This is a genomic window from Paraburkholderia sp. 31.1, assembly GCF_014397645.1.
Taxonomy (GTDB): Bacteria; Pseudomonadota; Gammaproteobacteria; order Burkholderiales; family Burkholderiaceae; genus Paraburkholderia; species Paraburkholderia tuberum.
The window spans coordinates 51,592-72,907 of the sequence record NZ_VZQN01000043.1 but is presented as its reverse complement, the minus strand read 5'-3'; the positions used below and the strand labels follow the sequence as shown (position 1 = coordinate 72,907).

The following is a 21,316-nucleotide window of genomic DNA, read 5'->3' as shown; positions in this document are numbered from 1 at the left end:
GCAGGTTGGCCGGATCGAGCGAGATCGCCTGCGTCTTTAGCGTCGACATCGGCGCGAGCGTCTCGTGAAAGCCGATCGACGCCATCGCGATCAGGCAGATGATCAGCGGGAACGCGACGAAGTCCCATCCGTTTGGACGCAGCCGTCGTGCGGATGCATTGGCGGTGCGGTTCAGGTTGAAACCGAACTCCATCAGTAACCTCCGGGGCCGTGGGTATTTGCGCACAGCGAAGTCGTGCCGCCGTACAGGGCGGCGACACATGCATCGATTCGCGAGGGATTGTTGAGTTGGAACATGACGAATCGCAAGTTGATGAAAGGGCTCATTCAGCAAGCAACGGCCACGACGAGGCAACGCCACAATCTTTCGATAATGGCGTTGATTCGTGACAGAAACCTGGCAGGACTTAAGAGAGCAGCGACCCGATTCGGCGCCACAGCGTGACAAGCCGATTCGATTGGACCGGATCGAGCGACAGAAGCGACTCGTAGTGAGCGCGCGACTCGTTGCGATAGGGCAGATGCGGCAAAAGCAGAGCGAAATACATGACGTTTCTCCGCGCGTCGTATGTGACGCGGCAAGCGGAAAGCGGGCAGACGGTCCAACGTCGCACGCTTGGCGCGGCGTCAGGTTGCTAGCTGCTTTCCTTCTCTAAGGCTGAAGGGAAGGGGCATAAACAACAACTGTCACTGTCGGGCATGGGGCTCCTCGTCGGGTTGAACTGCGCTCAGGCACGCAGCGTGGTTTTACCGGCCTCGCCAGAACCCGCGACCAGGCGCGGGTATCGGCGAGCTTCGGCCGCAAACCCGAAGGCTTGCGAGGGCGTGCCAGTGTGGACGAGCGAAGGCCGCGTCCACACTGGCGCTCATGATCGAGGTGCACGAAGAAGATTTGCTACGGCGCGCACCGTTCTGCCTGCTGGCGGAACGGCGGCGCGGGGAAGGGGCGCGGACGTTCTGCCGGTCAGGCAGTGAAACTGTTCGAAGATCGACTACTGCAGGTGTCCAAGGCATCAGCCCCATTTGAGAAGACGGGCGAATTCTAGACGCGGTAAAAACCCGGAGTCAACCAGATTCTGTAAGCAGAGCCAACATTTATCGACGAAGGCTTGCGCAACGAGTTCGAGAATCATTGCGTGCGGCCCCGAGAACCCGACGTTGTCTTTATGCGTTTTTTTACTTGCGCTTTTTCGGGCGACGTCAATACAATTCGCCCCAACGTATCGAAGGAGTCACCCATGGACGCATGTTCAGGCAGTGGAAGTCCGATGCCGGCCAGCGCCGGCAACACAACCGCGAGATAGTCGCCGCAGGTTCACTCCTTCGCCGCTAACTCGCCCCATTCGGGTTAGCGCGCTTCAATTCTGACCGGCCTTTGCTGCCGGTTTTCCGTAGCACGCTTCCTCTTTTCTGACCGTCGTCTGCAACCTCTGCTTGCAGAGGCGGTTGCGCTTTCGCATTGCGCTCGTTGTGCGCCGGAGTGCGTCACGGTAACGTCGCTGGCTCGCGCAAGCTTGCATGCCGGGAATGAATTGAACACACGTTTGCCACCTGCGTGTGCGAACAACAACGGAGCGATCCGCCTATAACTTCAACCCCAGATACGTGATGGAAAACATCTACAAGCGCAGACCGCAGAGCTCCGGCGGTGCTATCGCCGTGAGCGCGGTTCTTTCTCTCGGCCTCGTTCCTTGCGCGTTCGCGCAGACACCCGGCGAAGCCGCGCCGACGCAAGCGGCGCCATCGACCGCCCCGGCCGCCCCGGCTCCCGGCGCCACGGACAATGCGGCGCCCGCCGATCAGAGCGTCGCCGCGCCCACGGGATTGTGGGAGCGCTCGAACCTGCTCGGCGACATGGGCGGTTTGCGTCCGTGGCTCGGCAACTACGGTGTGACTTTCAATCTGCAGGAGACCGGCGAGTACATGGGCAACCTCTCGGGCGGGACGAATCGCGGCGGTGCTTATCAAGGCTTGACCGAGTTCGGACTCGTCGTCGATACGCAAAAGGCGTTTGGATTGCCAGGCGGCACTTTCAACGTGTCCGGTCTGCAGATTCACGGCACGAGCCTGACCGCCAGAAATCTGCAAACGCTGCAAACCGCGAGCGGCATCGAAGCCGACGCCGCTACCCGTCTGTGGGAACTGTGGTATCAGCAGTCGCTCGGCAACGTCGACGTCAAGATCGGTCAGCAGAGTCTCGATCAGGAGTTCATGGTCAGCCAGTACGCGGCCACCTTCATGAACGCGACGTTCGGTTGGCCAGTGCTGCCGTCCGTCGATCTGCCGGCGGGCGGCCCGGCCTATCCGCTGTCGTCGCTCGGCGTGAGGGCGCGGGCGTCGTTCGCGAACGGAGTAACCGTGTTGGGCGGCGTATTCGACGGCAATCCGGCGCCAGGCGTCGGCGATCCGCAAAAGCTCAACGCGAGCGGCACGAACTTCAATCTCGGCAACGGCGTGCTCGTGATCGGCGAACTGCAGTACGCGATCAACCAGCCGTCGGCGAATGCGTCCGATCCGAAGCCGGCCGGCCTGCCGGGCACCTACAAGCTCGGCTTCTGGTACAACAGCAAACACTTCGCGGATCAGGGTTTCGACACGAGCGGCGTGTCGCTAGCGAATCCGGCGAGCAACGGCGTGCCGACGAGTCATCGCGGCAACTACAGCTTCTACGCGGTCGCCGATCAGATGGTGTGGCGCGCAGGTTCCGACAGTCCGCGGTCGCTCGGTGTGTTCGCGCGCATCATGGGTGCGCCGGGCGATCGCAATCTGGTCGATCTCGGCGTGAACGCGGGCGTGACGCTCAAGGCGCCGTTCAAGGGGCGCGACAACGACGTGGTCGGGCTCGCGCTCGGCTATGCGAAGATCGGCTCGCACGCGCAGGATCTTGCGAGCGCGCAGCCGCTGTACACGCCGGGCTATCCGTCGCGCGGCGCGGAGACGATGCTCGAAGCCACCTATCAGTATCAGGTCGCGCCGTGGTGGATGCTGCAAGCGGACTTCCAGTACTTCTGGCGGCCGGGCGGCGGAATTCCGCACCCGGACGATTCGTCCCAGCGCATCGAGAACGAAGCGGTTCTCGGTTTGCGCACGACGATTCAATTCTGAGGAACGGTCACCAGGCTGGTACGCGTTTGATCGATCGCTCCAACAACGGCCGCGCGCCGCATCGCCGGACATGATCGGTCGATGCGGCACGTAAGGACGGACGATGACTTGGCGATCGCTGCGTCTAATCATCAACCTCGCTTACCCCTGCGTATGCGCGGCGACCGCGTCCAGCGTGCGCGCCGAGTACACCAGCGTCGCGCCCGCGTTGATCGCCATCGCGACGCCGAGCGCTTCGGCGATTTCCTCGCGGGTCGCGCCGTGCTTCAGCGCCTCGGCCGTATGGACCGTGATACAGCCGTCACAGCGCAGGCTGACCGCTACCGCGAGCGCAATCAGCTCGCGCGTTTTCGCGCCGAGCAGATCGGTCTTCTGACCGGCGCTCGACATCGCCTGATACGCCTTCACGCTTTCGGGCGCGAGCTTCGACATTTCGCCGATACGGCCGAACAGTTCCTTGCGGTAATCGATCCAGTTCAACATGGCAGTGCTCCTTGGTCCATTGCGCGCCGGCGGTTGCCGGCGTCGTGGGACAAAGTATTGCGCCGCGCCGCGATATCCTGAATACTGATTCGACTCAACTTTTAGCGCGCTCGTCTCATGGACACGCTCAGTCGCCTGATCGACCTTGCCCGGCCGCAAGCGAGTCTCGATCTTCGCTGCCTGCTATCAGGCGCATTCGACATCGATCACGCGCCGCTGGAGGCGGGCGTCGCGCCGTTTCATCTGGTGCTCGACGGCAGCTGTGTGATCGAGACCGCCGCCGGCGAGCCGCTCGAATTGCAGGCCGGCGATTTCATGCTGTTTCCGCGTGGCGCCGCGCATCGCGTGCGCGACGTAAAGCGCTCGGCGGGTGGCCTGCCGTTGACGCTCGGGCATGACGGCATGCTGCCGGTGCGGCGCAACGATGGCCGCGAAACCACTGCCACGGCCGCGCACGCGCCCAACGACAGCGCGATTCATGACGGCGTCGATCTGCTGTGCGGCCGCTTCGTCTATGCACCCGGTTCATCGGCGTTGCTGCTCAATGTGCTGCCCGATCCGCTGCACGTATCGCTCGGGGATGCGCAAACGCTCGATGCGTTGCAGGCGGTGATCACTCTGATGCGCGGCGAAGCGGAGCGGCGTCAGCCTGGCGCGCTCGCGATCGTGACGGCCTTGAGCCACGCGCTGTTCGCGATGGCACTGCGCGTGCACGGCGAGCGCAATGCGAACGGCACCGGGATGCTCGCGTTGCTGACGGACGCACGCCTCGGCGCATCGGTGCAGGCCATGCTCGACGCGCCCGAACGCGCATGGACGATCTCCGAACTCGGCGAGCGCGCGGCGATGTCGCGCGCGACATACGCGCGCCACTTCAACGAGCGCGCGGGCATGACCGTGATGGATTTTCTGACGCAGATCCGCATGGCGATCGCCAGCGATCTGCTGTTGCGCACACAACGCAGCGCGGCGGACATCGGCGAGGCGGTCGGCTATCAATCGGAGGCGGCGTTCGGCAAGGCGTTCGCGCAAAGCGTCGGTGTGACGCCGGGACGTTACCGGCGCCGCACGCCAACGGACGATGCTCTGGATGACTGACTAAAGACTCAACGCGTGGGCGATTCTATCTGGGCGGTCCGCCCTTGCTGAACGCGCGCTTTTCGAACGACGCCATCAGTCGCGCGACCATGAGCGCGCAGACCGTGCCGAGCGTCACTTCGGCAAGCCGCAGCAAGGCCTTGTCCCACGCCGGGCCGATGCCTGGCGCCAGCAGCATGATCGTCGCGGTGATGCCGCCGAGGCGCGCTGCGCTGCCGACGTTGACGACCCAGCAGATCAGGATCGCGACCGCCACGGTCGCCGCGTACGCGGCAAAATGGCCGCCGCCCGCGAGCGTGCCGATCAGCCCGCAAATACCGCCGACCATCGCACCGATGAACTGGTCGCGCGACAGCTTGCGAGTGTCGATATAACTATGCTGGCTTACCGCGATCGCGGTGATCGCGGCCCAGAACGCCTGCTCGGTGTGCAGCGCGCGAGCGATGCCGAACGCGAGACTCGCGCCCGCCACCGCCTGCACGGCCATGAAGCCGCCCTCGATCAAGCGGTCGCCGAGCGGCAGCGTCTTCAGGAAAGCGAACAGCGCATCGGCGGCGTGCGTGCGTGAGGAAGGGCTTGAATCGTCGGACGGAGTCATCGGATGAAGGCGGCTCGGCTGGGCAGGGGGTGCCGTATTCTAGCGGCTCCGCTTTACGCTTCCATTGCTAGCTAGATCGTGCCGAACAGCGCGCGCGGCCGGTCGCGCAGCGTGTGCGCGAGAATCTGCAGGCCACGCGTCAACTGCTCGCGCGACTCGGCGCAAGCGAGGTTGATGCGCACGCCGTGCTCGACCGTCGAGCGATCGACCGCGAACGCGGATGCGGGCATCGTGTTGACCCCGCGCGCGAGCGCGTTTGCCGCGAAGTCGTCCGAGCGCCACGGCGGCGGCACGCGCAACCACACGAACATGCATGCGGGGTCGCTCTTCAGATGCTCGGCGGGCAATAGTTCGCGCGCGCCAGATCGAATCACTGATAAGGGGGATGGTCGTGCAATATGACCCCCCCCTTCGAAAACACCATCCCCCCCTCCGAAAGGGGGGGATTTGAAAAGCGACTGGCTCTATCTTTCTTCTAGAAATTCACAATGCATACGGGGCCGGCGCCGCTGGCCGCTCACGCCGACCTGGTGCCGTATGCGATTTTTTTATGTTGGCTTTTTCGTCCTGTTTGAACTGGTTGCTCGTGTGAGTGGAATTCCAGATGCGAATGTCTTTCGCCGCATCTGTCGAGCGGGCCGGTCTTCAAGTCGCCAGGGCGAAAGAAAAAAGGTGATAGATGAATATCCTGTTGGTGGAAGACGATCCCGCGCAAGCTGATTCGGTCGAAAGGGAAATCGGGCAATCCGGGCATCGAATAAACAAGGTCGAGCGGGGCAAGGACGCAATCAGTTTTCTTCAGGCCAACGAGGTCGATCTCGTGGTGCTCGACTGGGAATTGCCGGGCATGAGCGGCTTCGAGGTGCTGTACTGGATACGCCGTCACCTGGGCCGCGAACCCGCGGTGCTGTTCGTGACCAGCCGACTTCTGGAAGTCGACATCGTGCAGGCGCTGGACGCCGGCGCGGATGACTACGTCGTCAAGCCGTTCCGGGCCAAAGAGCTGGGGGCACGGGTAGGCGCGCTGTTGCGTCGCACACGACGCAGCATCAAGGTGGAAAGTGCAATCGCGGTTGGGCCGTATGTATTCGACGTCACGCAGCGCAGTGTTTTTCTGCACGGCGAATCGATCTTGTTGACGGAAAAGGAATTCGACGTGGCGGCCTATTTCTTCGCGAACGTCGGACGGGTCGTTTCCAAGCGGCTTCTGGCGAAGCTTGCGTGGGGCCGCGAGCTGGATAGTACGTCGCGCACGATCGACACGCATATCTACCGGCTGCGACGCAAGCTGGCCCTGCATCCGGACAACTGCGTGCGATTGACGACCATCTATACGCACGGCTACCGCCTCGACGAGGCCGATGCTGGCAGCGCGGAAGCGCAAGCGCCGGCGAGCACCGAGCCGGAAGACGCTGTCGCGGAGAAGGACAGGTCCGAGCAGGGCGCGCAAAGCGATCTCCGCTAGCGATCCGAAACGAGGCCATGAGCGACCTGAAGCGGATTGCGCTGGTCGCGCCTCGTTGCGCGGCTCCTCATTGAGCCGTCATACGGCTCGGCGTATCTTGAAAGCAAATTCACAACGACCCTCCATGCCTCTCACGGATAGCCGGTGAGAGGACACCTCATGAATACAACCGCTGATAGTTTCGAGCGTGAATGGATCGTCTCGCTGATCCAGACCAAGATGATGCCGCCGCGTCTTCCCGCGGGTTGCGTGCAACGGCCGGGATTGCTCCGGCGACTCGATGAACGACGTCCGCGTCACATTACGCTCGTGACCGCGCCCGCGGGTTTCGGCAAAACGACCTTGCTTGCCGCGTGGAGCGAAGCGCAAACGAGAAAGAAGCGTCCCGTTGCGTGGCTCAGTCTCGATGGAGAAGACGACGATCCGCAGCAACTCGGGGCCTATCTGGTGGCGGCGCTTTGTCGCGCGTCGCAGGAGATCGCGTGGCAGGCACAGCAACTTCTCGATAACGATGCACACACGCCGGTCAGAACGGTCATTTCAGTGCTGCTCAATGGCATCGCCGCATACGGCCGCGGTGTTTTCCTGGTGCTCGACGACGTCGACCGTCTGAGCGCGAAACCCGTTCTCGCGATCGTGTCGCGCCTGCTGCGCTACGCGCCCGACAACCTGCACGTGCTGCTCGGCGCGCGCGGCGAACCGGCGCTGTCGCTGAGCGGGCTGCGCTCGCCCGACAAACTTTCGCGTGTGAATGTCGACGATCTGCGCTTTTCGCTCGACGATGCCCAGGCGTTTTTCGATCACACCGGTAACGCGCTGCTCAACCGCAACAGCGTCGAGTTGTTGAACAGCGCGACCGAAGGCTGGGTGGCCGGTTTGCAACTGGCTTCGCTCGGACTGAACCGGGTCGATGACGTGGCCGCGCTCGCCAGTCATCTCGCCGGTTCCCGCTTCGGCATCGATCGCTACCTGAACGATACGGTGTTTGCGCATTTGCCGCCGCCCATGCTGACGTTTTTGCTGTACACGTCGATTCTCGAGCGGCTTACGGCGACGCTGTGCGACGATGTCATGGGCGGTGAGGGCGAAAGCGGAGAAAAGCTGGGCTGGCTCGAGCGGCATAACGTGTTCATCCGGCCGCTCGATGAGACGCAGAACTGGTATCGCTATCACGCATTGCTGAGCAATGCGCTTCGCCGCCGTCTCATGCGTCAGACGCCACGACAGGTTCCGTTGCTGCATCGCCGGGCCAGCCTGTGGTTCGCGCGGGCTCGCCTGTGGCGCGAAGCCGTGCGACATGCGCTGGCAGCGGGCGACATCGGGCAGGCGGCGCAGTGGGCCGAAAACTGTGCGATGGAGATGCTCCAACGCGGCGACCCGTTCATGCTGCCGGGCTGGATTCGCAAACTGCCGCCGGACGTGATCGCGGGTCGACTGCGCTTGCGTCTGGCGAAATCCTGGGCTCTCGCGATGTCGCTTGAGACCGCGCGCGCGTCGAAGGAGATCGGCGAGATTGCCGACGAGTTCGAACGAATGGTCCGTGATGATCGGTCGGTAGCCGACGAGGTCGCATGGGCGGAGATCAACGCGATCCACGCGGTGATCGCTTGCGTGAACGACGACAGCGAACATGCGCTGGAACTCGGGCGTGCCGTTGAGGCATCGACGGCGCCTGCGGAACCGTGGGTACGCCATTACGGGCAAAGCGCGGAGATTTTCGGCTTGATGTATAGAGGGCAGTTCGCCTACATCTCCCGCGTATGGAGAGCGCGGGTCGATCAGGTGGGACTCAGCCGGAAGCCGAACAGCGCGGATATGTTGCGCGACGCGGTGTACGGCATCGCCGCGCTGATACACGGCGAACTTCCCGATGCGAGGCGGGTGATGGAGGTCGCGATGCGGTACTCCGAAGACAAGCTAGGAGAGTGGTCGGCGGGCGCGGCCGCGGTAGCCGGTTGCCTTGCGTCGATTTACTACGAGTGCAACGAGCTGTCCAAGGCGCGGAAGTTGATCGACGGTCGCATGACCATCGCGCTGGAGACTTCGCCGCTCGCCGCATTGATGCGCTATATGCTTACCGCGTCGCGCCTGCTGTGGCGGGATGGCAAAAAAGGGCCGGCGCTCGCCGTTCTCGAGGACGGTCGACAGCTCGCGATAACCCGTCGATGGTTGCGTCTGAAGCTCGCGTGCGATGCGGAAACCGTCAGACAGCTGCTTGCCGACGGTAGGGTGGTCGAGGCGCGACAGGTCACCGACGAACTGAGCGCGAGTGTACCGATGATGTGCGAAGGGCGACGGGGCTCGGCGATGGAAACGTGGGCAAGCTACTGCGTGCTGCAAGCCCGCGTTCTGCTCGCTGAAAATGCCGCCGGCGACGCCGTTGGCTTTCTCTCGCGCTCACTCGACAATCTGGTTGCACTGGGCTGGCGCTATGCCGAGGCCGTCGTTTCGCTGCTGCTTTCTCTCGCGCATGAGCAGAACGGTGCCTCGGAACAGGCGTTCGCCGCGCTGGGAAACGCGCTGCGGATCGGCGGCGCGATGGGGATGATCAATAGCTTCGTGGACGAGGGGCCGCCGATGCGTGCGTTACTGGAGCGCTTTCGCCGCACGCCATCGGAAATCGCGACCGGGCACGCCACGTATATCGGCACGGTGCTGTCGGCTTTCGACGAGGCCGATAACACGCCATCTTCTTCGTCGAGCTATGCCGACACGAAGATGACGCCGGGCACACTGAGCGCGCGAGAACTCGAAATACTGGGCTACGTCGCTCGCGGGCTGTCCAACAAGGAAATCGGACGATCATTGAATCTGGCACCCGAGACGGTCAAATGGCACATGAAGAACGTGTTCGAAAAACTGAACGTCAATTCGCGGTACGAGGCCGTGCAGAGTGTCTTCGGCATTCAGCCTGGAGCCGACTGAAGCGCCGTGCCGCGTGATGGCGCCGTCATCCGGTCACCTCACCGCGGCTCTCGTCCGAACGCTTCGCGCAGCTTGCGCTTGGCCCGCTGCAACGTATCGCGCCGCTCCTTCGGCAGGTTTCGGCCCGCTCGATTGATGTAGAAATTGAGCATCGACATCGCCGATTGAAACGGCGTGCCCTTGCGTCGACGGCTCGCCGTCGACGAGTGCTTCAACGATTGCGCGATGGACTCCGCGCTGCCGGTTTTGAAAATATCCTTCTGGATGTCCATCGCGTCGCTCGTTTCCATTACGTGATGCGACCATCTCTTCGCGCCGGATGCGCCGCTCGACTTCGCGGTTTTAGCACGATGCGCGGCGTGCGCCTGCGCGTGGCGCTGACGCGCTGGCCGTCCCGACCTGCCACGAGACACAGGGCGTTTCGATTTGCTGCCGGTCTTTCGGGTCGCCATTGTGTTGTCTCCTGAAGCGGAATGTCGGACTCGCCACGCGTCGAAAATGGTCGATTTGGCGATCAGAGCTTCACGCCACCGGCCTCGGGCGCATCCGACGAACCCGCGGGAATGTCACCGACGCCGAGGTCGTCGCGCCTCGTATAGACGTCGCCCCAGTACGGTTCGCTGCCGTAGTACTGATGCACGGTGGTGGCCCACGTCTGATCCGCCATCGATGGCCAGTGATCCTTATCAAATCCCGGTGCGTTCTTCACGCGCTCGGCCACCATGTTCAGCACGAAGCATTTTTCCTGCGTATCGAGTGTCAGCGCACTCCACGGAATCGCGAGCAGCTTGTCGCCAATGCCGAGAAAACCGCCGCTCGACAGCACCGCATACGCGACGCGGCCCGAACGCACGTCGAGCATGATGTCCTTGATCTTGCCGATGTGCTCGCCATCGCTGCTGATAACCTTGTTGCCGTCGAGCGTAGCCGCTGCCATAACATCCGGACCTGGGCCTTCCGCGGTCGCGGCGCCTTTACCGACGATGTTCGCACCTTGTGTCTGGGTCTGCATCACCATGATGGGCTCCTTTTTGAAGGGGTGAATGTACCGAGGCATTTAGCAACGGCCGTTCCATCTAGCCATGCGGCGCCGTTACGCCGTGGCGCGCGGCGCATCCGCGCGACGAGGCACCGCGTGCGTAAAGGATGCGAGCGCGTTTGCAATTATTTCGTCAGTGCCGACGCCAGCGCTGATCAGCAAAGCGCGATGCGCGCATGCGACGACTGCATCGCGCGGCATAGGCCTTGCTCGACTCTCAGTGATGGCAGCAGGGAACCGAAGGATCGCACCCGTCCTTTTACTTCAGGGAGAACCCAGATGAGCAAGTATCCGAAGGCATGGCTGTTCGCGGCATGTGTGGTGGCGTCGGGCGCCGTCGCGTCGGGCGCCGCGTTCGCGCAGGCGGGCGGCGGTAATGGCAATAGCGGCGCCGGCGGCGGCAACGCGCATGGCGCGGCGACCGCGGCGCCGACGGCGGGCAACGAGCCCGCGTCGAATGTCACGGGCAGCACCATGGGATCGACTTCGTCGATGAAACATCATCACAAGAAGTCGAAGGCAAACAAGCCGATGACCGATATGACGAACACGCCCGGCGCCAATGCCAGCAGCGATACGAAGGGACAGTAACGCTGGATCGATGCGGGCGCGGCCATGCACCTGTGCGTTCCTCGTAACGCGCCGGCGTCGATTCAGCGCTGAGCCCGTCACTGGGCCCTTGGTTTCGGTTCGGAGGCCATTTCCCGCGCAGCGCGCCGCGTACGCACGCGTGCCGTGGCTCGCAAATGTGCCGCGGCGCTTTTGTCTTTCGCGGCGGTGGCTTTCTTGCGCACCACGCGCGACTTTTCTAGCAGACTCGTCAACGAACCGTTGATACTGTCGTCGACCGACGACTCGCGCGTCTTGCGTCCTTTGCCGCCGGATGCGCGCGCGAGTTTCGCCGCACGCTTTTCCGCCTGCGCGAGCAGCACCGCAAAGGCCACTTCATCTACCTTGAGTCCGCGGCGCGATTGGCCTGGCGCGAGGCTCTGCAACTCGTCGGCCTCGAACGCGCTGATGATCGCTGGGTGGATATAGCAGCGCCGGCAGACGGCGGGCGTATTGCGTAGCAGCGTCGCCACTTCTTTCACGATCGCGACGATATGACGACGCGCTTCGGCCGCGCTGCTGCACATCAAGCGGCGCAATGCCGCGAGCGCGTACACGCTGCCGGCCCACGTGCGGTAGTCCTTGGCGGTGAAGTCCGCGCCGCTTACGCGGCGCAGGTAGTCGTTGATATCCGTCGAGCCGACGCTGTGGCGCGTGCCGTCTTCGTCGAGATACTGGAACAGGTCGTGACCGGGCAGCTCCGCGCAACGTCGCACGATGCGCTTGATGTTCGGATTGTCCACTGTCACGTCGTGCTCGATGCCGCTCTTGCCGCGAAACTGGAAGCGCAATTGACCGGCCCTGATCTTCACGTGCTTCTTGCGCAGCGTCGTCAATCCGTACGAGTGGTTATCGCGCGCGTATTCTGCGCTGCCGATGCGGATCAGCGTCGTGTCGAGCAACTGCACGATGGCCGCGACGACCTTGTCGAGCGGCATGCCGGGCAGCTTCAGATCACGCGCCACGCGCGCGCGGATTTTGGGCAATGCGCGGCCGAACTCGGCCATCCGTTCGTACTTGTCGGCGTCGCGCGTTTCGCGCCAGTGGGGGTGATAGCGGTACTGCTTGCGGCCGCGCGCGTCGCGGCCGGTCGCCTGCAGATGACCGCGCGGATCGGGGCAGATCCACACGTTTTCGTACGCGGGTGGAATCGCGAGCGAATTGATGCGTTGAATCTCGTCCTCATCGACGATGCGTTTGCCGTCGACGTCGAAATAGATGAAGCCGTTCCGCTCGCGCTTGCGTGTGTAGCCGGGCCTCGTGTCGTCGGCGTGGCGCAGTCCCGGCGGCATCGGTTGGGGCGCGGTGTTGCCGTTCGCGGTGGTCGGGCTGCGTGATGTGGTCGTGGAATGAGTCGCGGTAGCCATTGTTGCAGGTAGAAGTTTCAAACCCGGTTCGAACCGGTTCGCCGAGTAAGTGCGATGTGTGCCGTGTGATCGGCGGGAAGCAAGGGGGATGCCATCGACAAGTGACCCAGCGCGCTGAGGCGGAACGGTCCTTGCGGAAAAGTCGACGTGACCAACCGGAAAGGGAGCTTTCATGAGCAGCACACTCAACCCCGATGAAGAGCCGCAGCAGACCGTCAAGCAAACGTCCGGCACGACGGGCGCGCTGGGTCCCAGCGACTCGTCCGATAGCGGCAGCGACGTGGCGGGCGCGAGGCGTCACGATTTCGACGTCGATACGGAGCTCGACAATCACGCGCTCGAAGCCGGCGACGCCGCACTCGGCAGCGATACCGATCGCTCAGGTACGGGCGAGCGCGCGTCGGCCGATGGCGATTCGACGTTGGAGATGGACCGCGATATCGACACCGACCACGTCGTGGATCCGCAAGTGCCGCCGGGCGCGGAACGCTCCGACGAGGACGAAACCGACGTCTGACCACGGCGCTTTTGCACACGCGGCGGCTCGAGCTCAACGGCGCAACCGCAGCGTCGGTGCATCGCCAACGTAATGTCAGGCCGCTGAACACTGCCTCAACCAGGCACGTGTTTTGCGTAACCATGCTTGGCGAAGGCGCAGACCTATGCACATGCCTCACGGGCAAGCGCATGAGCGCGGCGCCGCATGAAGGAGAGCACACATGACTGATGCACTGAATGGCTACAAGGTAGCCGTACTCGCCGTAGATGGCTTCGAGCAGGCAGAACTCATGGAGCCGAAACGCGCGCTCACCGAGGCGGGCGCGACGGTCCATGTGATCTCGGCGAAGCCGGGCAAGATCCAGGGCTTCAAACACGTCGACAAGGGCGATTCCGTCGACGTCGATGCGACCTTCGACAAGGCCAGTCCCGACGACTATGACGCGCTGGTGTTGCCGGGCGGCGTCGTGAACGGCGACGCGCTGCGACTGCTGCCGCAGGCGCAGGCGTTCGTCAAAGCGGTCGACAACGCGAAGAAGCCGATCGCGGTGATCTGTCACGGCACGTGGCTGCCGGTATCGGCGGGGATCATCAAGGGGCGCACGGTGACGAGCTGGCCTAGCCTGCAGGACGATATTCGCAACGCGGGCGGCACGTGGGTCGATCAGGAAGTGGTCGAGGACGGCAATCTTATTTCGAGCCGCAAACCCGACGACCTTCCCGCGTTCAACAAGGCGCTGATCGCGCAACTGACGAAGCGCAAGGCGGCTTGACCGCGGGCGGCGCGCGCGTTGGCTTCGGAGCCTGCGCATCGGTGATTCGACAGGGAGAAAATGCATGAAATTCCGGTATTCCCTACAAGTGTTGACTGCCGCGCTGGCCGTGTTGGGCGTGAGCGCGGGATCGATCGACACGGCCAGCGCGCAGGCGAGCGATGCGCCCGCGAGCGCAGCGCCGACCGGCAGCACGACGCTGTCACCCGCGGATCAGCAGTTCGTGCTCGAAGCGTCGAAGTCGGACGCCACTGAAATCGCCGCTGGCAAGGTCGCGCTGAAGAACTCCAACGATCCGAATGTCAGGAAGTTCGCTCAACAGATGATCGCCGACCACACGAAGCTGTCGCACGCAATGGCCGGGCTGGTCGCGAAGAAGGGCTTCAAGCCGACGCCGTCCGCGGATTCCGCGCTGGTCGGCAAACTGCAGACGTTGAAGGGCACCGAGTTCGATCAGGCCTATGTCGAGCAGGTCGGCGTGGAAGCGCATCAGCGCGCGGTCGACCTGTTCCAGCAGCAAAGCGAGAGCGGCACTGACTCGCAACTGAAGGCCGCGGCCGCGCAAGCGCTGCCAACCATCAAGCATCACCTCGAGATGGCGGAGCAACTGGCCGGCAAATTGAAGGGCTCGTCATGAACGCGATCCTGCCACGGCCTGCTTATGAGGACTCTCTGATGCAGATCACTTTCCCCGATGACGAAGCGGCCTTCGACGGCGCCAATCTGACCGTGCGCTTTCTTGCGCGCGTCGATGGCGAGCCAGTGGTTTGCGCGATCACTGCCGAGGCTCTGGAAGATCATTTCGGCGCGGAGTCCGCGCTTGAAGCGGCGTTGATGGCCGCTTTCGACAGAGGCCGTCAGCGCATCCGCTCGGTCTGCGCGGAAGCGCTCGACCAGAACAACGGAGAAGGCGTAGTGTTGCATAGCGGACTGTTCAGAGTGGAAGGCATGGAACCGGATCGCGGCGCCGCGGCGTAGCGCCGCTGCGTGTCGCATTGACTGGGCGCGCTGCTTCCGACTCGCGCCACCGGCGCCAGGATGGTCCACGAACGGCAATTAACGATAAGGAGGCCGTATGTCACTCATCGTCGCGGCACGCTTCACGACTTTTCCCGCTGCGGAAAGCGCGGCGCAAAAACTGTTCGATGCGGGTTTCGTGGAAGAGGACGTCACGCTGTTTTTCGTCAATCCGCGCGGCCAGCATGCGCGTTTCCCGATCGGCGGCGACACCGATACCGACCCCGGCGCGCGAGAAGCGCCTAAAGGCGCGGGCATGGGCGTGACGATCGGCGCGGTGATTGGCGCGGTGATTGGCGTGGCGATCTTCGCGGTGTTTTCCGCGCCGCTGCTGGTGTCGCTGATCGCGGCCGGCGTCGGCGCGTATGTCGGCTCGCTGGTCGGCGCGATGTCGCGCACCACGGAGCGCGGCAAATCGGACCATCGCGTGCCGTATCACGAGGAGTCGCGCGATTCGGGCGTGCTCGTCGCCGTGCACGTGTCGCCCGACAATCAGCTGGACGCCGCGCGCGTGCTGCGTGAAGCGGGCGGCGTGTCGATCGAGAAGGCGACCGGCCGCTGGCAGCAGGGACGCTGGGCCGATTTCGATCCGCTGAAGACTCCTGAGCCGATCAAGGAATTCGCGGAGAAGCGCGCGTGATATGAGCGACGCGGCATACCAACAAAAACGGCCCGATGACGATCATCGGGCCGTTTTCCGTTTTCCGTTTACCGCGCTGTTTCGACGTCGCGCGACACCCGCGGTTGCCGCGCATCGGCGCGGCGGCTGCGCTCGTTCGAGCTGCCTTTCGCTATGCATCGGCTCGCGCGAGGTGCCGGGCACGCGTGATGCGTGCTATCAAATGCAGCCCGCCGCGCGTCGAACCGATTCATCGCGAGGCGCATAAAAAGCCCCGCGCGGCGGATTCCGCGATGAACGAAACCCTTGGAGGTATTGAATGGCTACCAACGTTGTTTCCGTATTGAATGATCTGGTCGAAACGTCGAAGGATGGCGAAAAGGGCTTTATGAAGGCAGCCGAGGATGCGCACGACGACCAGCTGAAGATGCTGTTCCGTTCGAGTGCCGAGGACTGCTCGCGCGGCGCGCGTGAGTTGCAGGATGCCGTTCAGACCCTGGGCGGCAAGCCCGAAACCGGCGGCAGCATGAGCGGTGCGCTGCATCGCGGCTGGGTCGACGTGAAATCGGCGGTAGCGAATCGCAGCGACCATGCGATTCTTGCCGAGTGCGAAAAAGGCGAGGACGTCGCGAAGAAACGCTATCACGACGCGCTGGAGAAGGATTTGCCGGCGGACGTGCGGGCAATCGTCGAGCGGCAGTACCAGGGCGTGCTGCAAACGCATGACCGCGTGCGCGATCTGCGCGACCAGTATGCGGCAATGAAGCATTGACCGACGCGTCAGTGCAATAAGGAAGAGCCGGCTCTGCCAGCCGGCTCTATTACGTTCTGTTCAGTCGAATCGGTGCGAACCAATCGCGCGGATATCAGTCAGCCGCGACCTTCAGATGGTTCTTCACGCTGGTCACGCCCTTCACGCTTTGCACGACATCTTCGGCGGCGGACTTGTCGTCCGCCGAAGGCACCGAACCCGTGAGCCACACGACGCCCTTGCGGGTCTTCACGTGGATATGCGTCGATTTGACGTTCTTCGCGGCAAGCAGATCAGCCTTGACCTTGGTCGTGATGGTGCCATCGTCGATATGCTGGCCGATGCTTTCCGACGACGCTGGCGGGGCCGAAGCGCTGGTCTGGGCGTTCGCGTTCAGCGCGAACGCGACGACGGCGATGCTGCCTGCGGTCTTCAGAAGCTGGATCGTCTTCATGGTTCTCTCCATCAGGTGGTAATGAAAATGGCGGTCTTGTTGGCCGGTGGCCGATCGCGGCCGAAGCCGCTGATGACACACGTGGGGTCGTCGCCGCTACGGTACCGTCAGGGGCCCGTTTCTCGACACCGGACGCTGTACTCGCATCCGCGCTCGATCGAGGCGTTTGCGAAGGGCGGCGTCCGTCCACACACCGTTGCTTCGCAACCATCGTGCCTGCCGGCTGCGAGCCAATCCATGCCGCTCGCGAAAGCCGCATGCACCGGGGAGTTTCGACTGACGAATACGGTTGCAGTGCGACCATGCGCGAGGCCGCCGGAGACGTGAAGAAAGGGACCGGAAATTGCCTGCCGTTTGTAAAAACCGGCGCGCCCGGTCAGGGCAATTCATCCGCCTGAATAAACAAAGCGCAATCAAAACAGCGTCTTGCGCGATCTGGTACGGACGTTGCATTGGTCAGTGAACTCGGCTCGTTGAGTCTGAGGCTATTAACGAACGGGATCATTCCAATGCCTTCAATCGAACTTCGTACAAGGCAGTCTCTCGCACTGACGCCTCGTCTTCAGCAGTCGGTGCGGCTCTTGCAATTGTCGGCGCTCGAGTTCCAGCAGGAATTGCGCACGGCGCTCGATACCAATCCGTTCCTCGAATACGACTCATCCGAAGCGGAAGACGTCGCGCTCGCCGGCACGACGCCAGGCGAAGGTGAAGACGCCAACGCGCCGCCCGCCGTCGATACGCTTGCCGCCGCCGAGCCGGACGGACTGCCGGCGGAAAGCGCCGGTAGCGATACGCTCGAAAGCGCGGGCCAGGACGACATGCCCGCCGATTTTTCCGGCGACTACGGTTCGCGCAACTCGATGCGCCAGAACGGCGACGCGGACGGCAGCGACCCGGCCGATTGGGCTCGCTCGCAACCCACGCTGCGCGAACAGTTGCACGACGCGTTGCGCCTGTACCGGCTAGACGACCGCGATCGCGCGGTGGCCCGTTTCATCATCGAGGCGCTCGACGACGACGGCTATCTGCGGCAATCGCTGGCCGACCTGGCCGATAGCGTCGATCTGGAACCCACGCTGACCGAGGAAGAACTGCTGGTGGCGTTGCGCCTCGTGCAGGCGCTCGATCGTCCGGGGCTCGGCGCGCGTTCGCTATCGGAATGCCTCGCGCTGCAGATCAATGCGCTACCCGCCAATACGCCGGGACGCGACGTCGCGCGGCAGATTGCCGAGCATCATCTGGAAAGGCTCGCGCGCCGCGAGCAGGCCGAGTTGCAAAAACAGATCGGCTGCAGCGCGGAGGAATTGCGTGTGGCTTGCGCGTTGGTGCGCAAGCTCGATCCGAAGCCCGGCAATTGCTACGGCCGCACCGAGGATAACTATGTCGTGCCCGACGTGATCGTGCGTCAGGTGCGCAACAAGTGGGTCGTGTCGATCAATCCGGCGGTGCAGCCGCGGGCGCGAATCCATCGCATGTATGCGCAGCTGTTCGCGCAGTCGGCCGGCGCGAGCCGTTCGCCGCTCGCGCAGCAACTGCAGGAGGCGCGCTGGCTGATCCGCAACGCGCAACAGCGCTTCGATACGATCCAGCGGGTTGCCGAATGCATCGTCGCGCATCAGAAGGCATTCTTCCTGTACGGCGAGATCGCGCTGAAGCCGATGGTGCTGCGTGACGTGGCTGACGAGCTGGGCCTGCACGAATCCACGATCTCGCGCGCGACGGGCAACAAATATATGGCGACGCCGCGCGGCATCTTCGAGTTCAAGCATTTCTTCCCGCGCGAGCTCGGCACCGAAAGCGGCGGAACCTGCTCGGCCGCCGCGGTGCGCGCGCTGCTCAAGGAGATGATCGCCGCGGAAAATACGCGTGATCCACTGTCGGACGTGACGCTCGCGAAGATGCTCGCGGATCAGGGCGTGCTGGTCGCGCGACGCACGGTGGCGAAATACCGGCATCTGATGAAGGTGCCGCCGGCTGAACTGCGCCGGCAGCTTTGACGCGCCGAAGTTTTAACGGGGGTTGAAATAAACCTGGCGGGGGTTTGAAGCAAAGCAGTCATGCAAACAGCAGTACATTGCGCACAGGGTCATGCGAGATCGTCCGCTCGCATGACCCTTTTTCGTATCTGGACGTTTCGCCGGCATGCCTTTACATTGGCGGGTCAATTGGAAAGAGATCGGCGGAACGGGCCGCACAACAACGGGTGAGCGCAATGAAGTATTCGAATCTGGTCGAGCGACTGCAAGGGCGGCGCACGTCGGCGTGGGAAATTCATCGGGTCGCGCAGCAGGCGGCTGCCAGGGGCGAAGACGTGATCGTGCTGAGCGTTGGCGATCCCGAGTTCTCGACGCCCGTGCCGATCGTCGAGCGCGCCATCGATGCGTTGCGGGCCGGCGATACGCACTATACGGCGATGGCCGGTCGCGAGCCGCTGCGCGCCGCGATCGCCGCCGAGCACGCGCGCACGACGGGCTGCGACGTGAGCGCCGCCAACGTGGTGCTGACCGCCGGCGCGCAAAACGGCGTGTTCGCGGTGTCGCTGTGCCTGCTCGAAGCGGGCGACGAAGTGATCGTTCCCGAGCCGATGTACCTGACCTACGAGGCTTGCGTGCGCGCGGCGGGTGCGACGCTCGTCGCGGTGCCGGTCGATCCGGCGCGCGCGTTTCACGTCGACTGCGACGCGCTCGAAGCGGCGATCACGCCGCGCACGAAGGCGATATTCTTCGCGACGCCGTGCAACCCGACCGGCGTGGTGATGCAGCGCGCCGATCTCGAACGCATCGCGCGGCTCGCGTGCGAGCACGACCTGTGGGTGCTGTCCGACGAGGTCTATGCGGAACTCACGTTCGAACGCGATCACGTGAGCATTGCGTCGCTGTCCGGCATGGCGGAGCGCACGGTCACGCTCGGCAGTCTGTCGAAGTCGCATGCGATGGCGGGGTGGCGCGTCGGCTGGGCAATCGGGCCCGCGACGCTGATCGAGCACATGGCGCGGCTCGCGCTCGCGATGCTGTACGGCCTGCCGGGTTTCATCCAGCAGGCCGCGTTGACGGCTTTGGAGAACAGGGCGGAGATCGTCGCCGATATTCGCGAGATCTACCGGCGGCGGCGCGACGTCGTGTTCGAGCGCTTGCATCGTGTGCCGGGCTTGCGGTGCCTGTTGCCCGAAGCGGGCATGTTCATGATGGTCGACGTCAGCGGGACCGGGCTCGATACGACCGAGTTCACATGGCAGCTGTTTCGCGCACAAGGCGTGGCCGTGCTCGACGCGAGTGCGTTCGGGGAGACGGCGAACGGCTTCGTGAGGTTGGGGCTGGTGGTGGGCGAGGATCGATTGATCGAGGCGTGCGAGAGGATCGCGCGGTTCGTGGAAGGGGGGCGGGGCCGAGAGGGCGGTGGGTTGTAGATTGCGACGATCCGGTCGGTGGGCACCACGGCCAGCCGAAGGTGGCTGGGCAGTGCGTTCGACGCGGCTTACTTTTTCCTGCGCACGAATTTCAAGCCGAAGCGCACCAGCCGAGGCATCGTTTCGGGCCGCAACAGCCGTGGGTCATACCCAGCGAATCGACGTTCGTTTTCCTGAAGACACAGTTGCATCAATTCGGGCACGCTGATATCGACATCCGTTACCGACTGCGCGCCGTTTACCGTGAAGTTGTTATCGTGCTCATGGACGTTGCCGTCAGCATCCATCGCACGTGCGAGCCCAATGCGCTCCCACACCAGAAACGCCCACACGCCCGCCACCTTGAGCTCGAAGCGGATGCGCTGCCACCATGAAAGCTGCGCGCGATGCCACGCGACCCAGTTCGCGAACAGCAGAATATGGCGACACTCTTCCTGCATCACCGGCTCGAATGTCTCGGTCAGTGCCGGCGGGAACAGGCCCGAGCGCCGCGCCACCTCGAACAGACCGAACGCGAAGAAGCTGTCGATACATTCGCTATAGCCGGTCACGAGGTAAGCCCGTTCCGTGTCTTTCGGATAGACGTACGACGGCTCGGTCGCGAGCGCGATGCCATACGCATGCACCATGCGCGACAGCACTTCCTTATGGCGGTTCTCTTCCCACGCGTTCAGCGCAAGTGCGTCGCGCAGCTCCGGGGTGTCGAGCGAGGCCGCGTAGGCGGCCATGCGCAGGCGCGCCCTGCCTTCGGTTTGCACGGCGATGTCCCAGATCGGCAGATCGACGATGCGCTTGAGCGTCGCGGCTTCGAGCTGCGGCCACGCGAGCACGGACGGGCGATACGGATTGAAGGTCTCGCGAAACATGCGGCACATTTCCTGCCGGTGCACGTCGGAGCCGGGCGCCAGCGGTCCGTTGACGGTGCTAGTCCAGTGCCGCATCGCGTGGTCGGCGGCGTCGAGGGTCGAGGCGTCGGGCTGCTCGTGCGGCAGTTGCGGCGCGCGAAAGCCGGGGATCAGCGCGGCAGCGTCGAATGCATCCAGTACCAGTTGGTCCATTGGGTATTCTCGACAAGGCGACGAAGGCGCTGTCGATTCTGCCATGACTGC

Annotated in this window: 21 protein-coding genes and 2 pseudogenes; 13 read left to right on the top strand and 10 right to left on the bottom strand. The window is 63.6% G+C overall.

What is annotated here, in order from left to right; translation table 11 throughout:
- Positions 1-193 (bottom strand): annotated as a pseudogene (locus F6X37_RS28305) (sulfonate ABC transporter permease); the annotation flags it as partial.
- Positions 194-407: 214 nt separating this feature from the next.
- Positions 408-548, bottom strand: a complete 141-nt coding sequence (locus F6X37_RS28300) for a hypothetical protein (protein WP_184009884.1) — start codon at positions 546-548, stop codon at positions 408-410.
- A gap of 1,060 nt (positions 549-1,608) precedes the next feature.
- Here F6X37_RS28300 and F6X37_RS28295 point away from each other — a divergent pair.
- Positions 1,609-3,105 carry a carbohydrate porin gene (locus F6X37_RS28295; RefSeq protein WP_187613582.1) on the top strand — a complete coding sequence of 499 codons (1,497 nt, stop codon included), beginning with the start codon at positions 1,609-1,611 and terminating at the stop codon, positions 3,103-3,105.
- Between the two features lie 141 nt (positions 3,106-3,246).
- Here F6X37_RS28295 and F6X37_RS28290 read toward each other — a convergent pair whose 3' ends face one another.
- Positions 3,247-3,588: a carboxymuconolactone decarboxylase family protein gene (locus F6X37_RS28290; RefSeq protein WP_184009880.1), complete on the bottom strand. Its 342-nt coding sequence runs from the start codon at positions 3,586-3,588 to the stop codon at positions 3,247-3,249.
- Positions 3,589-3,705: 117 nt separating this feature from the next.
- Between F6X37_RS28290 and F6X37_RS28285 the strand changes: the two genes are divergently transcribed.
- Positions 3,706-4,686 (top strand): cupin domain-containing protein, encoded by a 981-nt coding sequence (locus tag F6X37_RS28285; RefSeq protein ID WP_187613581.1) that lies wholly within the window; start codon positions 3,706-3,708, stop codon positions 4,684-4,686.
- A gap of 25 nt (positions 4,687-4,711) precedes the next feature.
- Here F6X37_RS28285 and F6X37_RS28280 read toward each other — a convergent pair whose 3' ends face one another.
- Positions 4,712-5,284, bottom strand: coding sequence for an FUSC family protein (locus F6X37_RS28280; RefSeq protein ID WP_187613580.1), 573 nt, complete (start codon positions 5,282-5,284; stop codon positions 4,712-4,714).
- Positions 5,285-5,355: 71 nt separating this feature from the next.
- A pseudogene (locus tag F6X37_RS28275) lies at positions 5,356-5,643 on the bottom strand (PLP-dependent aminotransferase family protein); the annotation flags it as partial.
- Between the two features lie 320 nt (positions 5,644-5,963).
- Here F6X37_RS28275 and F6X37_RS28270 point away from each other — a divergent pair.
- Positions 5,964-6,749 carry a response regulator transcription factor gene (locus tag F6X37_RS28270; protein ID WP_187613579.1) on the top strand — a complete coding sequence of 262 codons (786 nt, stop codon included), beginning with the start codon at positions 5,964-5,966 and terminating at the stop codon, positions 6,747-6,749.
- Positions 6,750-6,908: 159 nt separating this feature from the next.
- Complete coding sequence (locus F6X37_RS28265) at positions 6,909-9,674, top strand: LuxR C-terminal-related transcriptional regulator (RefSeq protein ID WP_187613578.1); 2,766 nt, start codon at positions 6,909-6,911, stop codon at positions 9,672-9,674.
- A gap of 38 nt (positions 9,675-9,712) precedes the next feature.
- Here the strand turns inward: F6X37_RS28265 and F6X37_RS28260 are convergent, their stop codons facing one another.
- The gene (locus tag F6X37_RS28260) at positions 9,713-10,126 is read right to left on the bottom strand and encodes a DUF3175 domain-containing protein (protein ID WP_187613577.1); all 414 of its coding nucleotides are present in this window, start codon (positions 10,124-10,126) and stop codon (positions 9,713-9,715) included.
- Positions 10,127-10,188: 62 nt separating this feature from the next.
- Positions 10,189-10,692, bottom strand: coding sequence for a PRC-barrel domain-containing protein (locus F6X37_RS28255; protein ID WP_184059940.1), 504 nt, complete (start codon positions 10,690-10,692; stop codon positions 10,189-10,191).
- Between the two features lie 300 nt (positions 10,693-10,992).
- Here F6X37_RS28255 and F6X37_RS28250 point away from each other — a divergent pair, with 300 nt between their 5' ends.
- Positions 10,993-11,304 (top strand): hypothetical protein, encoded by a 312-nt coding sequence (locus F6X37_RS28250; RefSeq protein WP_187613576.1) that lies wholly within the window; start codon positions 10,993-10,995, stop codon positions 11,302-11,304.
- A 77-nt stretch (positions 11,305-11,381) separates the two neighbouring features.
- Here the strand turns inward: F6X37_RS28250 and F6X37_RS28245 are convergent, their stop codons facing one another.
- Positions 11,382-12,689 carry a DNA topoisomerase IB gene (locus tag F6X37_RS28245; RefSeq protein WP_187613575.1) on the bottom strand — a complete coding sequence of 436 codons (1,308 nt, stop codon included), beginning with the start codon at positions 12,687-12,689 and terminating at the stop codon, positions 11,382-11,384.
- A gap of 172 nt (positions 12,690-12,861) precedes the next feature.
- On the opposite strand from F6X37_RS28245, the gene F6X37_RS28240 reads away from it, so the two are divergent.
- The 6 genes from F6X37_RS28240 to F6X37_RS28215 all read left to right on the top strand — a co-directional run bounded on the left by F6X37_RS28240 (position 12,862) and on the right by F6X37_RS28215 (position 16,368).
- Positions 12,862-13,206, top strand: coding sequence for a chemotaxis protein (locus F6X37_RS28240; protein WP_090809741.1), 345 nt, complete (start codon positions 12,862-12,864; stop codon positions 13,204-13,206).
- A 202-nt stretch (positions 13,207-13,408) separates the two neighbouring features.
- On the top strand, positions 13,409-13,960 hold the full coding sequence (locus tag F6X37_RS28235; protein WP_187613574.1) for a type 1 glutamine amidotransferase domain-containing protein: 552 nt from the start codon (positions 13,409-13,411) through the stop codon (positions 13,958-13,960).
- A 64-nt stretch (positions 13,961-14,024) separates the two neighbouring features.
- Positions 14,025-14,597 (top strand): DUF4142 domain-containing protein, encoded by a 573-nt coding sequence (locus F6X37_RS28230; protein ID WP_187613573.1) that lies wholly within the window; start codon positions 14,025-14,027, stop codon positions 14,595-14,597.
- Positions 14,594-14,938, top strand: coding sequence for a DUF1488 domain-containing protein (locus F6X37_RS28225; RefSeq protein WP_090809747.1), 345 nt, complete (start codon positions 14,594-14,596; stop codon positions 14,936-14,938). The genes F6X37_RS28230 and F6X37_RS28225 overlap by 4 nt, the downstream gene beginning before the upstream one ends.
- Before the next feature lie 97 nt (positions 14,939-15,035).
- Positions 15,036-15,617: a hypothetical protein gene (locus F6X37_RS28220; RefSeq protein WP_184039756.1), complete on the top strand. Its 582-nt coding sequence runs from the start codon at positions 15,036-15,038 to the stop codon at positions 15,615-15,617.
- Between the two features lie 298 nt (positions 15,618-15,915).
- On the top strand, positions 15,916-16,368 hold the full coding sequence (locus tag F6X37_RS28215) for a PA2169 family four-helix-bundle protein (RefSeq protein ID WP_187613572.1): 453 nt from the start codon (positions 15,916-15,918) through the stop codon (positions 16,366-16,368).
- Positions 16,369-16,462: 94 nt separating this feature from the next.
- On the opposite strand, the gene F6X37_RS28210 is transcribed toward F6X37_RS28215, so the two are convergent.
- Entirely contained in the window at positions 16,463-16,801 is a 339-nt protein-coding gene (locus tag F6X37_RS28210) for a BON domain-containing protein (RefSeq protein ID WP_184059957.1), read from the bottom strand.
- Between the two features lie 509 nt (positions 16,802-17,310).
- Between F6X37_RS28210 and F6X37_RS28205 the strand changes: the two genes are divergently transcribed.
- Together F6X37_RS28205 and F6X37_RS28200 are read left to right on the top strand one after the other, a co-directional pair.
- Positions 17,311-18,798, top strand: a complete 1,488-nt coding sequence (locus tag F6X37_RS28205) for an RNA polymerase factor sigma-54 (protein WP_187613571.1) — start codon at positions 17,311-17,313, stop codon at positions 18,796-18,798.
- Positions 18,799-19,013: 215 nt separating this feature from the next.
- A complete protein-coding gene (locus F6X37_RS28200) occupies positions 19,014-20,207 on the top strand; it encodes a pyridoxal phosphate-dependent aminotransferase (RefSeq protein ID WP_187613570.1) in 1,194 nt (397 codons plus the stop codon).
- A gap of 68 nt (positions 20,208-20,275) precedes the next feature.
- Here the strand turns inward: F6X37_RS28200 and F6X37_RS28195 are convergent, their stop codons facing one another.
- Complete coding sequence (locus tag F6X37_RS28195) at positions 20,276-21,265, bottom strand: ferritin-like domain-containing protein (protein WP_187613569.1); 990 nt, start codon at positions 21,263-21,265, stop codon at positions 20,276-20,278.
- Between the last annotated feature and the right edge of the window lie 51 nt (positions 21,266-21,316).